The sequence below is a fragment of the Paenibacillus sp. BIHB 4019 genome, from assembly GCF_002741035.1.
Classification (GTDB): Bacteria; Bacillota; Bacilli; order Paenibacillales; family Paenibacillaceae; genus Pristimantibacillus.
Genome location: NZ_CP016808.1, coordinates 1,315,751 through 1,330,516 on the forward strand (window position 1 = coordinate 1,315,751; position 14,766 = coordinate 1,330,516).

Sequence of the window (14,766 nt, forward strand, 5' to 3'; positions counted from 1 at the left end):
TTATTCCCCCTTAACGTCTAGCAATACACTATTGACCGTTTCCTTCCATACTTCATGGTACTCCATCGCAACTTTCATCATCATGCATCGGGATAAATTATCAATAACCAAGGCCAGCATATGGGCTTTGTATACGACATTTTGCGGTGCTACCACTCCCAGCTCCACACCCTTCATCAATAGATCATGGAAGCCGTTCAGAAAATTTTGCTGCATATTTCCGAGAAGTGACCGGTACAGCTCGTCGCGCTCCGCAAGCAGCATATATTCACTTAACACCCTTAAAGAGGCGGCATGCTCTTTGCTCCCATCGGGAAGCATCTTCAAGCCGCCTTCATACAAGGCTTTCCTGAAATCCTCTGCCGCAGCAAAATCCGCCTGAAAATAGCTTTCGAAATAATGATTTTCAAAAAGATGCGAATAAATCCGGCTGACCAGCTCTTCCTTTGTCGAAAAATGATAATAAATCGACGGCTTCGTAATGCCGACTTTACCCGCAATCATGCTTAAGCTTGTTCGTTCGATACCATGCTCGGCAAAAAGCTCAAAAGCCGCCTCTATAATTTGATTCGATGTAAGCTCCTTCTTCTTCAAGGCATTCCGCTCCTTTCTTCATCCATCCTGCTGGAAATGATTATAAGCGACAGGAAAACAGCCTGTCAATAATTTAACTACCGATAGTTAAAAAATATTGAAAAACGGCAACCGCTGCAATTGCAGGACTTTAGAACGATTTGTCGAAAATAATATTTCAATCGAATACTACACTCATCGCAAAAAGGACGTGGTTCAGCATCATGAAAGATATATCCCGTTTACAAAGCAAGCTTGCGCATCAGCTTTACAAACGAGTTCAGCTAAGCCTGCTCATTTGCTTTATGCTGTTCAATTCTTTTGCCGGCATTGCTCTAGCAGCATCCCCAGATGCTCCTAACGCTGTGGGCGGCGAAGAAAGCATTACGGTCAGCCATTTCACCTCTGGCGCTACACTAAAGCTTTATTTGGTCAATGGCACTTTAAAAGCTACGGAGACAAACGTTATTACTACTACCTATACCTTCAACGAAGTCGAACCAAACCCCATCTATTATTATGTGACCCAAACCGTTGGCGGGGAGGAGAGCATCAATTCCAGCTTCATCAATTCCAGCCTTAGAACACCTGATGCCAGTGCTGGCATTGGCTATGTCGACATTGCCAATGTCCATCCGAACGCAGCCATCACGCTATACACTTCAAGCGGCAGCCCCGTTTCCAGCTCCCCCATTGATCAAGGCGGCGGCGTTTTCCGTTTTGACGGACTGACGGCAAGAAGCGATTATTATGCCGTGCAGAGCGTTAATGGCGTGATAAGCAATGCTAGCAGCACCGTGACCGTACAGCCTTACATTCCTGCTGCTCCAACAGCAGCCAGCAGCGAAGAAAGCATAACGGCAAGCGGCTTCGATTCGGGTGCGACCTTAAAGCTTTATTTGACTAATGGCTCCTTGCAGGCTACGGCAACGAGTGTTACTGGTTCTGCCTATAGCTTTAGCGATGTTGAGCCAAACTCCCTCTACTATTATGTGACTCAAACCGTCGGCGGGGAGGAAAGCATCAACTCCGGCTTCATTAATCCGAGTTTAAGGACACCTGTTGCCAGCGCCGGCATCGGCTATGTGGACATCAGCAATGTTCATCCGAACGCAACGCTCACCCTGTATACCTCAGGCGGCAGCCCTGTTTCCAGTTCGCCTATTGATCAGGGCGGCGGCATTTTCCGCTTTGACGGACTAATGGCAAGAAGCGATTATTATGCCGTGCAGAGCGTTAACGGCGTGACTAGCGCTCTCACCAGCATCGTAACCGTGCAGCCTGACATTCCCGCTGCTCCAGCAGCAGTCGGCGGCGAGGAAAGCATTACGGCGAGCAGCTTCGAGCCGGGTGCGACCTTAAAGCTTTATTTGACCAACGGCTCCTTGCAGGCTGCAGCAACGAGCGTCACTGCTTCTACCTATACCTTTAGCAATGTAGAGCCCAATTCCCTCTCCTATTATGTGACCCAAACGGTCGGAGCAGAGGAAAGCATCAATTCCAGCTTCATTAATTCAAGCCTAAGAACACCTATTGCCAGCGCTGGTATCGGCTATGTGGACATCAGCAATGTGTACCCTAACGCAACCGTTACGCTGTATACCTCAAGCGGCAGCCCCGTTTCCAGTTCGCCTATGGATCAGGGCGGCGGCATTTTCCGCTTTGACGGACTAATGGCAAGAAGCGATTATTATGCCGTGCAGAGCGTTAATGGCGTGAGCAGCGCTCTCACCAGCATCGTAACCGTGCAGCCTAGTATTTCTGCAGCTCCAACAGCAGCCAGCGGCGAAGAAAGCATCACCGTAAGCGGCTTCGAGCCGGGCGCAACCTTAAAGCTATATTTGACCAATGGCTCCTTGCAAGCTACGGCAACGCATGTTGTTAGTCCTTCCTATACGTTTAACGATGTTGAGCCAAATTCACTCTATTATTACGTAACCCAAACGGTAGGAGCAGAGGAAAGTGTCAATTCCAGCTTTATCAATGCGAGCCTGAGAACAACTGCCGCCATTGCCGGGCTCAGCTATGTAGACATTAGCAATGTATATCCGGGAGCAACGGTTACGCTATTTACGATTGACGGCAGCCCTGTCTCCAATATCCCTATTGATCAAGGGAATGGAATTTACCGATTTGTTGCGCTAGATCCAGGTCGTGAATATTATGCGATACAAAGTATTAACGGCGTGCCAAGCGAGGGCTCTACGATCGTCTGGGTTCCTGCTGTCGCTTCTGCACCAACGCAAGTAACGGCTGCCGCCGGCAACGGTCGGGCTGTAGTCAGCTTTACCGCGCCGGCCAATGATGGCGGCAACACCATTACGAGCTATGAAGTGACCGCCTCTCCGGGCAATATTATCGCAATCGGTACGACAAGCCCGATTACAGTTACAGGTCTCAGCAATGGCACGAGCTATACGTTTACCGTAAAGGCAATTAATGCGGTTGGGAGCAGCTTGGCGTCGGACGCATCGGATGCGGTTACGCCAAGATCGTCGTCAAACAGCAGCAATACAACGACTCCAACTAGCACAGATGCCGATTTGCTGCTTAACGGCAAAACGGTTGATATCGGTACGGTTATCACCACCAAGCTAAACGGACAGACCGTAACGACCGTTGCACTCGATAAAAATAAGCTGGAGAACCAGCTTCAGCAGCAAGGCACGCAAATGGCCAGCCTTTCAGTGAACCGTACATCTGATATTATGATTTTCGAAGGCGATGGCGAGCTGATCAAGAGCTTGTCCAACAAAGGAGTAACGCTGAATATTCAGACGCCGCAAGCTGCTTACTCTTTGCCAGCCGAGCAAATTAACGTCGATGCGCTGTCTGCCCAGCTCGGCAGCCCGCTAGCTTTGAAGGATATTAAAATAATCATTAAAATAGGCGCGCCATCGGCTGCTCAAAGAAGTGCAGCGGAAAGTGCGGCAGCCAAACAAGGCTTTACGTTAGCCGTGCCTCCGTTTGAGTTTATCGTGCAGGGCACGTATTTGGGAAAATCGGTTAATGTCACAAAATTTAATGCTTATGTAGAGCGGATGCTCACTCTTCCTGATGGAGCAGACATTAGCAAAATTACAACTGGAATCGTCATCGATCCAGACGGCACAATCCGCCACGTCCCAACGATGATTATAGAGAAGGACGGCAAGGCTTATGCAAAAATCAACAGCTTGACCAACAGTATGTATTCCGTTATCTGGAATCCGGTTGCGTTTAGCGATGTCCAAACGCATTGGGGAAAAGATGCGGTTAATGAAATGGGCTCGCGCCTTGTCATTGAAGGAACCGGCAATGGCTTGTTCAGTCCGGCACGCGATATTACCCGCGCCGAGTTTGCTGCCATCCTTGTACGAGGACTAGGACTCCGGCCGGAAAGCGGGGCAGCGCCTTTTTCAGATGTCCCATCATCCGCTTGGTACAGCGGCGCTGTTAGCACCGCTCATGCTTATGGGCTGATCGGCGGATATGAGGATGGAACGTTCCGTCCCAATAGCAGCATTACCCGTGAGCAAGCCATGCTCATGATCGCTAAAGCCATGTCGCTGACGAAATTGAAAGCCCAGCTTCCGGCGCAATCGACTGAGCAGACCTTGCAGGCTTATAAGGATGCGGACAAGGCCTCTGCTTGGGCGCTGGACGGCATCGCAGACAGCGTGCAGGCTGGCATCGTATCAGGCAGAAGCAGCGCAGAGCTTGCGCCAAAGGCTTTTATTACACGGGCTGAAGTCGCCTCAATCATCCAGCGTCTGCTCAAGGCATCCCATTTAATTTAAGAGCAAGTTAAAAAGGTTGCCCTGCTCATGCCTGACAATAGGCGTAAGCAGGGCAGCCTTTTATTTTTGCTTACAGCTTGTGGATTGACAACCGCAGCCAAATCGATTATTTTTGTTGTACATACAAAATAAAAGAAGGAGGAATAGGGATGACAAAACAGCCTCACAACGATTTCGCGCAGCAGGATGATGCTTTTTTGCATAGCTGCATGTATTTCACAACGAACCGCCTGAGCCGGGCTATAACGCGAATGGCAGATGAAGCCTTTGCGACAACTGGACTTGCGCCAGCCTATGGCTATTTGATTCGCCTTGTCGTCGGCAAGCCAGGCATTACGCAGAAGGAGCTCTCGGAGAAGCTGTATATTACCCCTTCCACTCTGACGCGTTTTATAGATAAGCTTGAGGGAAAGCGACTGGTGGAGCGCCAAGTGCAGGGCAAGACCGTGCTCGTCTATCCAACCGACAAAGGCAAGGAGCTAGTACCGTCACTACGCCAAGCTTCACACACACTGAAGGAAAAATATGAAGCGATTCTCGGCAAAGAGCTGGCAGACCAGCTAACCCATAATCATGAATTAGCGAGCGAGCAGCTGGAGCGTTAAAATGTGCATGCCGGTTGTAAAAGCCACTTAAAGCGTGGAACCGGCTATTTCGCATTCTTTTGAGCACACTCGTATTTTTAATATTATGGCCTTATTGAGCATTGCTTTTAATTTTGTATGTACAACAAAAATATAAAGGGAGAGCAATTGATATGAGTCTTATACATTCGCAAGCTGAGCTGCAGCCAAAATCCCGGTTTTATTACGGCTGGATCATTGTACTGCTGACCTTCGCCACACTGCTCGTGTCGGCGGGTATCCGCTCGCTGCCGAGTATCTTGCTTGTCCCGTTTCAAAATGAGTTCCATTGGAGCCGCGGCAGCATCTCCAGCGTCATCTCCATGGGCATATTGCTATACGGCTTAGTGGGGCCATTTTCCGCCTCCATGCTGCTGCGCTTCGGTGTGCGCAAAGTCGTCATAAGCTCGCTCGCGCTGCTTGCCATTAGCCTGGCGGCCACGCCGTTCATCCACGCCTTATGGCAGTTCAACCTGCTGTGGGGGCTGGTCTCTGGCCTTGCTACGGGCATGATGGCGAATGTGCTTGGCGTAACGGTCAGCAATATGTGGTTTGTTAAGCGCAAAGGACTAGTCATTGGTTTGCTGACAGCAAGCGCTGCTACCGGCCAACTGCTGTTTCTGCCCCTTTTTGCAAAAATGACGGCTGATTTCGGCTGGCGCTATGCTATTTTTGCAGCTATAGCGGGCGTTCTGCTCGTTCTCGCTGCTGTAGCCATCTGGATGCGCAACCACCCTTATGATGTTGGTGCCGCTCCCTACGGCTCCAGCGAAATCGTAAAACCAGCCGAATTCACGGGGAACCTGCTTCTGACTCCACTGCGTAATCTCAGGCTGGCTATGAAAAATTCGACGTTCTGGCTGCTCGCCGGCACCTTCTTTTTTTGCGGCTTCTCCACCAATGGCTTGATCGGCACCCATCTAATTGCCGCTTGCGGCGACCATGGCATGCTGGAGGTTGCTGCTGCCGGCCTGCTCGCCATGATGGGTCTGTTCGATTTGTTCGGAACGACGATCTCTGGCTGGCTATCCGACCATTTTGACAGCCGCAAGCTGCTGTTCTGGTATTATGGGCTGCGCGGCCTGTCGCTGCTGTTTCTGCCTTATGCGCTTACTGCGACGCCAGCCATGCTTGTCGTGTTCTCCGTTTTCTATGGCCTCGACTGGATTGCAACGGTTCCCCCGACCGCAAAGCTAGCTGGCGAAACGTTCGGCAAGGAAAGATCCGGCATGATTTTCGGCTGGATCGTCGTTGCCCACCAGCTCGGCGCTTCTACCGCAGCCTATGGGGCAGGGGTTATGCGCGATTGGTTCGGCACCTATTCGCAAGCGTTCTTCATCGCCGGATTTGTATGCTTCTTCGCAGCATTAATGGCGCTGCGCATTAGAAGAAGCCCGGCGGCTGCCGTTCAAGCGGCATAACAGACACGAAAAAACAAGCCATGAACAACGTCTCGACAGACGATGCTCATGGCTTATTTTCAACCTTAGACGCTTTGCTGCACTCTTACTTGAAAAACACCTTGTCCACATTGTATTTCGCTCTTAGCTTATTCACGATATACGTCTCGTAAATTTCTCTATCCACTGGCTCTTCAATGATGCAGACCTCAATCGTCGTCACTTCGTCGCGATGCGGTTTCATTGGGGATACCGAATCTTCAAAATGCTTCTTGATTCTTGGTCTAAGCTTTCTTGCTTTGCCGACAAACAGCAGTTCCTTGCTCTTGTTGTAGAACATGAAGATGCCGCCTTTGTCGCGGGGAATCAGGTGAAAATCAGTAAAGCCATAAATATTGCTCAGCTCAGGAGAAATTTGCTTCTCAATCGTTACATCCGGTGTTGGTATCGTAATATTAATCACGCGCTGCTCACGTCCTCATTCAATATAAGAGTAAATACTACCACAAAACCCGCCGCAACACCATTTCAAATTTCCCCCTTCTTTCTGCCCCTGCTTATTTACGCTGAAAATAAGTATCCATATAATAAAGCATGTTCGCCAGCAGCTTCATGCCGGTTAACATGCTTTTTCTCATTTCGCTTCACAATTATACGCCATTAGCTTCCCTTAGCTGGAATACAGCGAACAATACGTACGCGTGAAATTCCCTGCCAGCAAATCTTCTTTGCGAATATAAAATTGCAACTCCCCGGCATCCCACCAGCAGAAGCCTACATCTTGATCCGAATCAAGAGCTAGCAGCACAAGCGTATCTGCAACCTCCTGCTCAGCTTGTCCTTCATCGCCTCCGAAGTGGTCTGCCAGCTGCTTCATCGCCTTGTCCGGACTGTATTCATAATGCTTGCCCGTCATCAGCATCAGCGCCGCCTCAATCTCGCAGTCGCCATGCTGCGTTGCCGGATAGCCGAACATGACGGCAAGATCGCCATTCTCGCTTCCGCTCAATTCATCGGTTAAATTCTCGTATTCCTCATAATCATGCTCTTCATCTTCTACTAGCTCTTCATCTACATAGCCATAGCCTGGAAGCTCAATCGAGGCTCGGCCCGCTACCTCATAGCCGGTATAGTCCGCATCCTCCAGCGACGTTTCCTCAGGAGCAAAGCGGCGCTTGGCACCTGCAAGCTGCTCGTCTTTCAAATGCAGGACGAAATGGTCAATATGATAAGCCGGCTCATCCACTCCCAAGAAAAAATAAAGCATGCCGCCATGCGATAACCGCGCAGCCGCATCATGCGGTGCCAATTCCTCCATACGCAGCTGTGCCAAAAACGTCATCGGTGTGCCTTCTTTATCAAGCGGCCATTCTATTTCATCAGGAAGATCGGGATCTCCACCAATTCGCGATACGCAGATTTTAGAATAATCCGCTATATTTCGCTTCGCCAAACGTACGCCTTCACGGGCATGTTTCATTAAATAGTCCAAGGCGTGGGTATACTCCTGTTCTTGCAGCAAGTGTTCCAATTTTTCCTGATTTGGTTTTGTTAATGGCATAAAATCAAGCTCCTCATGGAAAATATGTAGACCCTTCGTTTATTGTAATCGATGGCCTACTTCATGCCCATCATTTTCGGAAGTTCATCCAGAAAACGTTCCATTGTAATCGGATCACTTGCGTTCCAGCTAATATCAGCCGTATAAGCCTGATTGTTTTTCACAGCGGGGATCGACTTCCAAAGCGGGCCCTCCATCAGCTTTTTCGCTTCCACTTCATCATCAGTACCGGGTGAACTGAGCAAAAACACGTGGTCCCCCGCATAATCAGGCAGCACCTCCATTGAAATAAGCGAGAATACTTCCTTCTTGTCGATCAGTTCCTGCACCTTCGCGCTTGGGCTAAAGCCGCCCGACTGGTACAGCGACATCGTTAAGCTGAAATTGCCCATGACATAGAAGTCACCAGCCAGGCTTAGGTAAACTGTTGCCGACTCTTCAGGCTTCAAACCGATTTTATCCCACATCGCCTTCGCCTTAATCTCATAGCTGGCAATCCAATCCTCCGCCTCCTGCTTCTTATTGACGATATCAGCAACCTCTCGCAAGCGGTCAAACGTTGCTGCATCTCTATTGAAGATGACCGTCGGCGCGATTTTGGACATTTTCTCGAAAATTTCGGTGTCATCGGGTCCACCATAACCAGCCTGCAAAATCAGGTCCGGCGCAAGCTCCAGCACCTTCTCCATATTATGCGGGTAGCCAATATCGACAACCCCGACTAAATCGTCTTTATAAATGTAGGGCTCGTTCACCCAATCGTTCCCCGCAGGTGTAATGCCCAGTGCCAGCAAATCCCCTGGTATGTCGCCGAGCAATACGATTTTCTGAGGATGTGTTGGAATTGCAACTTCATGCCCGCCAAAATCCTTATAGATACGTGTTGCTGCCTCTGTCGCAATTGTTGCAGCTTGTTCAGCCGACTCAGACTCGGTTGGCTCGGTTGCAGCTGGTGCCGACTCCGTCGCTTCTACACCACCCGTAGAGCCGCAGGCTGCTAATAAACTGAAGGTTAATAACAGTATAACGGCAATGAACATTCTGACTTGTTTCGTAGACATGTGAAAACCCCTCTTTTGTTTGATGATAATCATTATCAATATACTGGATGCTGCGATCCAACACAATGGACAAAACAGGCTTCTGTTATTTCACATGACAGGAAAACAACGACGAGGCTACATGACAACACTGTAAGCTTGGGTGTCCCGTTTTGTAAGGTAACAACTATAGTTCAGGCGATTTTGGCGGGATAAAATAGGATTAACCTCACCTGTGATTTGTTCGTCAGTGCTTGAGGAAATTTCACAAAAGGGACGATGTGATTATGCAACGATTTGAAGTGCTGCTGCTTTTGTCCAATGTCGGCCTGCTCGTGTTATTGTTCGTGTTGAAGAAGGAGCGCCGCCCTGCGTCCCTATTCGTGGCAAGCGTTATTAGCACGATATTCATGATCCTCCATTGGACATTCGAAGGCCCGAGATTGCAGCTCCTGCTTGCTTATGGCATCACGCTGCTTTTTTTGGCACTTTCGAGTTATGCCTCATTCAAACAGACCGCTCTTCCTCATCTAACGCGGTTTTGGAGGGGCACCGTTTATGCTGCAATCGCCGCTATGCTGGCACTCACAGCGGGGCTGATGTATGTTTTCCCCGTCTTTAAGCTGCCGGCGCCAACCGGCGATTTCAGCGCAGGTACGCAAACGTTCCATTTCATTGATGCGAACCGGGAAGAAATTTTTGGCGGGCCAGAGGGCGGCAAGCGGGAGCTCATCGTGCAATTTTGGTATCCTGCGCAGCATGCATCTGGCACTCCCGCCCCCTTCATCGCAGACCGCGCGCTGCTGAAGGAGGAGCCGTTGTCCAAAACGGTCGGTTTTCCATCCATCCTGATGGATTATCTCAAATATATCCCGAGCCACTCTTACCTCAATGCCGGGCTTTCCAACGCCTCACCTTCCTATCCCGTCGTTATTTAGAACCATGGGTACAAGTCGTCACGCATTTATCATACGTCGCAAGCTGAAAATCTCGCGAGCCACGGCTACATCGTTGTCGCTATCGACCATACGTACAGCACGTTTGCCACCGTCTTCCCGGATGGGCGTACCACAACGATGCAGACCGACGAATATCTCATACGCGACATGGAATATCGGGACAGGGTTGGAAAGGTGTGGACGGACGATGTAGCGTTTGTTCTCGATCAGCTTCAGGAGCTCAACACTGGCGCAAGCCCTTCTCTTTTTCACGGAAAAATGGATTTGGATCGCATTGGCGTTTTTGGCCATTCCTATGGGGGAGCTGCGGCTTATGATGCCTCTTATGATGAAAGAATTAAAGCGGGCATTGATTTGGATGGCGCGCTTTACCGTTACCACAACAAGGAGAGCCTCACAAAGCCTTTTCTGTTTATGCTCTCCGAAGGCACCTTTGAGCGCTACAACAGAGTAAGGCAGCATGACTTTCCTGCCGATGAAGAGCTGAAGGAGATGGGAGCAACGAGGGAGGAAATCGAGCGGGATTATCGCGATGTCGGGGCACAGCTTAAGCATATGGGCAGCGTCGCTGATCACGGAGGACAGGTTGTGTATGTAGCAGGCGCAGAGCATTATAATTTTGCCGATGTGCAGCTTCTTACCCCCATACTTCGGCAAATTGGCATGACCGGGAAGCTGAGTACGGACCGGGTTGCTTCAATTATTAACGCCTATACCCTTAGCTTCTTCGACCATTATTTGAAAAATAAAGGCGACAGCCTGCTGGAGGGACCAAACGAAGCCTATCCGGAGGTGAAGTTTATGACCTCGCTGTTTGCCGGCGGCAATGGAGAAAAGTCCGAGAAATGAGAGAGGCAGGAGCCTTGACGGGCCCCTGCCTCTCTTTTTTTCATTCCACGATCATGTCAATTTCCTCATGCTGCTCGTCGAACGTAATGCGCAGCCCTTTATTGTCGAGATACCACAAATTGGCTTCCTCTATGAAGAAGGTAACTCCTTCAACGGTAGCGCTGAGCCCCGGATTTATTGGCAGTTCCTTATTAACGCCTAGAGACAAGCCCGGCACTACAGTGCTGCAGCCGCCAAGCTTTATAAATATTCTGACCGACTCTCCATTTTTCAGTTCCAACTGCTGCTTATACCAGCTCGCCGCTGGCTGCTCAACGATTAATTGCATATGTGTCAGCCCCTTCCATTCGATATTCGCCACTTAAATGATGCTCCTTCAAGTACGAATACCTTCATCATCGCCAATTGGCGGGCTGGTGTCAATGCAGCTGCACATATTTGCTTATATCGTTTATTCGCTCAAGCTGGCAGCAGCTTTAACCTTAAGCCGATATTCCTGCGGAGAAATCCCCTCCAGCTCCTTGAACACGCGCGTAAATTGCTTGCTGCTCTCGAAGCCTAAAGCGCTTCCGATATCCTGCATTTTATCGCTTGTGCTCTCCAGCAGCTCCTTACCTTTGCGGATACGCAGCTTTTTCAAAAACAAGACAAAGCTTTCTCCTGTATGTGCCTTAAACGCCTCGCTGAAATAAGAATAATTGAGGCCGACATAATTGCTGACAACCGCCATATTGAGCGGCCGGGCGTAGTTCATCTCCATATAAGCGATAGCCGAGTTAATTTCCGCATGCTCGTTATAGGCAGAGCGGATGCCTTTCACATATTCATTTACGCTGTATAATAGATGCTCCAAGCTGCGGTAATAGTCGTGAAAGCTGCGAAAATTGTCCATGCTGCCGACTCTGCGATACAGCTTCAGCACGTCAATAGACGCTTCTCCGTATAGGCGGAACACTTCATCGAGCACCTGCTCATTCATTCGTTTGCCCACCTGGCGCAAATAACCGATATCTATATCAGCCAATTCCTCGATTCGAAAAATGGCTTTAAGCAGCGCTTGCAGCTCTTTCTCCCGCTCGGTGCCCAGCATATTGCCAAGCTTGCGAATGTCTTCATCCGGCAGCGGATGCATGCGGCGCTGCGGCGCGCAAATATCCTGATGCTGGAGCAGGCGGCTGCTGGGATAAAGAAAGGAATAGTGCAGCGCTTCCTCTGCCTGCTTATAGCAGCTGCGCAAATCCTCAAGCCTGGCCGCCTCTGAGCTTAGTCCCAAACGCAGCCCTTCCAGCTCCTTGCCGCCAGTTAGCCTCAGCAGCTCGTGGAACTGCGCAGCTTGCCCTCCAATTAGGACAAGCCTTCCCCCGCCATCCACAAAAGAAGCATCGACCGTCCCTCCAAGCTGCTCCAGCATACTCTCGATGAGCTGCCCCCGCTCATTGCGGTTCACCGCTTCCCCATTCTCGGATTTATAGCTCAGAACAGCTACATGGCATGGCAAGGTGATTGATTCGAAGGGCATATCATTATCAGGACGCAGCTCCTCCTCCTGCCCATGCAGCAGCTCACCTTGAATGAGCCACTCTTTCAGGCGGCTCATTCGAACCTGCTCGCGGTATTTGTCGCCCTCTGCTGTTTTGCGAGCAAGCTCTGCCTGTGCCTGCAAAATACTTTCGCTCTTGCGCAGCGCCTCGAACAGCTCATCCCGGCGAATCGGCTTCAAAATATAATCTCTGACCTGGTACTCAATCGCCGCCTTCGCATACGTAAACTCATCATAGCCGCTCAAAATAATAAAAACAGGCTTGCGCTCCTCCTCCGGCTGCTGCATCACTTGCTTGATCAGCTCAATGCCATCCATCACCGGCATACGAATGTCCGTAATGACGATATCCGCCTGCTCGCTCTCATATTGCGCCAACGCATCCTCTCCATGAATGGCTAGCCGAATATGGTAGTCATTCGGAAACTCACGCTCGATCATCGTTTTCAGGCCGATTCTTATATTTTTCTCGTCATCCACGATCAGCAGCTTCTTAATCGTCATCCCCTCCTCCTGCAATCAGCACCTTGGGCAGCGTCAACATTACTTCAGTGAACTGGCCTTCCTCGCTGCGCACCTGCAGCCCATAGGGCTTGCCGTAATAAATGCGGATGCGTTGGTGCACATTGCGCAGCCCTATGCCGTACAACGGCTTGGCGCTTCGTTCATATTCGTCCATCAGGCGCTCGCCCGCCCGTTCCAGCTGAATGCGTTCATTCAGCAGCGCAAGCGGCTCCGGAGCGATTCCTTCGCCATTATCGCGCAGCGTAATGACGATTACGCCCTCCGCCTGCTCGAATGCGGCAATCTGGATGAGGCGCTGCTCCTCTCCCAGCTCTGGCCAGGCATGCTTAAGCGCATTTTCAACAATCGGCTGCAGGGACATTTTTAGCATCTCTACTTCCAGCAAGCCCGGCTCGATGCTCCGTTCAAGGACGACGGGCTCGTCGAAGCGAATATTCATGACGTCGATATAGTTTTGAATATGGCGAATTTCATCCTGCAAGCGCACATATTCGCCAGACCACTTAAAGTTGTAGCGCATCATGCCGCCCAGCGACGTAAGCGAGTCAGAGATGAGGCGCTGATTTTCAATTTCGGCCAGCATTTTTATATTTTCCAGCGTATTGTACAAGAAGTGGGAATCAATCTGGCTGTGCAGCGTCCGCAGCTCGGCTTCCTTCGTCAGCGCCTTCTTCCTCACGCCTTGGGCAATCAGTTCATTAATCGTTTGCATCATTTTGTTAAAATGGAACGCCAGCTCGCCGATTTCCCCGCCTCCGCTGAGAGGAAGCCCCGCCGGCGTCTCTCCCCGCCTGACTTTCTTCATCGCATCGGTTAAGCGCCGCAAATTTTTGAGAATAATAGCATTCATCATATACGTAATAATAGACAGCAAGCCAATGAGCCCCACATTAACGGCCATAATTCGAAATTGCCCATTAGATACGCGTTCATACACCGACTCCAAGGAAATGACATGAAGCAGCTCTGCTTCCGCTTGCTCTACGGGCGTACGAATGAGCAAATAAGGATGATCGTCTACGGAAAAACGTATCTCCTGCTGCCCAAGCTCCTTCATTGCGGCGAACTGCTCCTTAATGGCTGCGCGCAGCTTCGGATTGCTGCCCTTGCCCGCGAAGGCTTGGAGCTCATCGAGCACGATGCTTCCCTTGCTGTCGGCCAGCATCATCTGCGAGCCCTCATCCTGCAAGCTTGCAAAGGCTTTAGGCGCAAAATGCTTCAGCAGCATTTCCACCTGAATAACGCCGATTCGTTCGCTCCCTGCCCGGACGACCCGCATAAGGGAAACCTTGGGCATCTGATTGTGCACATCCGTCACATTCCGGTGCAAAATATCGGCGTCCTCCTCCTTAAACACCCACAGCTCCTTGCCATCCAGCTCCGCAAGCTCTGAATACCAAGGCTCCTTCTGAATACGCCGCTCATGAAACACAATCGGCCACATTTCCGATATATAATCATTGTCTGCAAACAGGCGCAAATGGGCGATGTTCGGATTGTTCGTTTGAATATTGATGACGTCGGTCAGCGGCCCCCGGTATAAATCCAGCAGCTCCTCCGTCGAAAATTCCTTGTGTGTAGATATATACTCGGTTATATCCGCGCTTAATATCGTAAGCTGGGCTGCCAGCTCCATCGCATCAATTTGATTCAAAATATTTACCTTTTCCAGCTCCACTAAATACTGCCCCTGCCGAAGCGTCTCATTAATATGGCTGTCTCTAATTTCCCCAAACAAATAATTGGACACCACAATGCTTGGAAACAGCAATATAAAAACATACGCGGCGACCAGACGGCTTTGCATCGATCTTCTGCCCAGCCAATAAGCCGTCGCCTGAAAATAATTCCGGATTTGCCTTCCCACGTTAGGCTCACTTCCATCTCGCGGCCCAGCCCCCTGACTTGCTTGCAGGC

The 14,766-nt window shown here is 50.2% G+C and carries 12 protein-coding genes; 5 read left to right on the plus strand and 7 right to left on the minus strand.

What is annotated here, in order from left to right:
* A complete protein-coding gene (locus tag BBD42_RS05525; protein WP_099517348.1) occupies window positions 1-594 on the minus strand; it encodes a TetR/AcrR family transcriptional regulator in 594 nt (197 codons plus the stop codon).
* Window positions 595-797: 203 nt separating this feature from the next.
* On the opposite strand from BBD42_RS05525, the gene BBD42_RS05530 reads away from it, so the two are divergent.
* The 3 genes from BBD42_RS05530 (at window position 798) to BBD42_RS05540 (ending at window position 6,396) form a co-directional block, all read left to right on the plus strand.
* On the plus strand, window positions 798-4,352 hold the full coding sequence (locus BBD42_RS05530; protein ID WP_099517349.1) for an S-layer homology domain-containing protein: 3,555 nt from the start codon (window positions 798-800) through the stop codon (window positions 4,350-4,352).
* A 149-nt stretch (window positions 4,353-4,501) separates the two neighbouring features.
* Window positions 4,502-4,957 (plus strand): MarR family winged helix-turn-helix transcriptional regulator, encoded by a 456-nt coding sequence (locus BBD42_RS05535; RefSeq protein ID WP_099517350.1) that lies wholly within the window; start codon window positions 4,502-4,504, stop codon window positions 4,955-4,957.
* Between the two features lie 152 nt (window positions 4,958-5,109).
* A complete protein-coding gene (locus tag BBD42_RS05540) occupies window positions 5,110-6,396 on the plus strand; it encodes an MFS transporter (protein ID WP_099517351.1) in 1,287 nt (428 codons plus the stop codon).
* An 85-nt stretch (window positions 6,397-6,481) separates the two neighbouring features.
* Here BBD42_RS05540 and BBD42_RS05545 read toward each other — a convergent pair whose 3' ends face one another.
* From BBD42_RS05545 to BBD42_RS05555, 3 genes are all read right to left on the minus strand, one after another.
* Window positions 6,482-6,838, minus strand: coding sequence for a nucleotide excision repair endonuclease (locus tag BBD42_RS05545; RefSeq protein ID WP_099517352.1), 357 nt, complete (start codon window positions 6,836-6,838; stop codon window positions 6,482-6,484).
* Between the two features lie 207 nt (window positions 6,839-7,045).
* The gene (locus BBD42_RS05550) at window positions 7,046-7,936 is read right to left on the minus strand and encodes a DUF1963 domain-containing protein (RefSeq protein WP_099517353.1); all 891 of its coding nucleotides are present in this window, start codon (window positions 7,934-7,936) and stop codon (window positions 7,046-7,048) included.
* Window positions 7,937-7,992: 56 nt separating this feature from the next.
* The gene (locus tag BBD42_RS05555; RefSeq protein ID WP_172455405.1) at window positions 7,993-8,997 is read right to left on the minus strand and encodes an ABC transporter substrate-binding protein; all 1,005 of its coding nucleotides are present in this window, start codon (window positions 8,995-8,997) and stop codon (window positions 7,993-7,995) included.
* A gap of 266 nt (window positions 8,998-9,263) precedes the next feature.
* Here BBD42_RS05555 and BBD42_RS32725 point away from each other — a divergent pair, with 266 nt between their 5' ends.
* Both BBD42_RS32725 and BBD42_RS32730 read left to right on the plus strand, forming a co-directional pair.
* Window positions 9,264-9,914 (plus strand): hypothetical protein, encoded by a 651-nt coding sequence (locus BBD42_RS32725; protein WP_348272593.1) that lies wholly within the window; start codon window positions 9,264-9,266, stop codon window positions 9,912-9,914.
* A gap of 24 nt (window positions 9,915-9,938) precedes the next feature.
* Complete coding sequence (locus BBD42_RS32730) at window positions 9,939-10,784, plus strand: alpha/beta hydrolase family protein (RefSeq protein WP_348272604.1); 846 nt, start codon at window positions 9,939-9,941, stop codon at window positions 10,782-10,784.
* Window positions 10,785-10,824: 40 nt separating this feature from the next.
* Here the strand turns inward: BBD42_RS32730 and BBD42_RS05565 are convergent, their stop codons facing one another.
* The 3 genes from BBD42_RS05565 to BBD42_RS05575 all read right to left on the minus strand — a co-directional run bounded on the left by BBD42_RS05565 (window position 10,825) and on the right by BBD42_RS05575 (window position 14,716).
* The gene (locus tag BBD42_RS05565; protein WP_481855919.1) at window positions 10,825-11,145 is read right to left on the minus strand and encodes a HesB/YadR/YfhF family protein; all 321 of its coding nucleotides are present in this window, start codon (window positions 11,143-11,145) and stop codon (window positions 10,825-10,827) included.
* Between the two features lie 90 nt (window positions 11,146-11,235).
* On the minus strand, window positions 11,236-12,828 hold the full coding sequence (locus tag BBD42_RS05570; protein WP_237163384.1) for a response regulator: 1,593 nt from the start codon (window positions 12,826-12,828) through the stop codon (window positions 11,236-11,238).
* A complete protein-coding gene (locus BBD42_RS05575) occupies window positions 12,818-14,716 on the minus strand; it encodes a sensor histidine kinase (protein WP_099517355.1) in 1,899 nt (632 codons plus the stop codon). Before BBD42_RS05575 ends, BBD42_RS05570 begins: the two co-directional genes overlap by 11 nt.
* Between the last annotated feature and the right edge of the window lie 50 nt (window positions 14,717-14,766).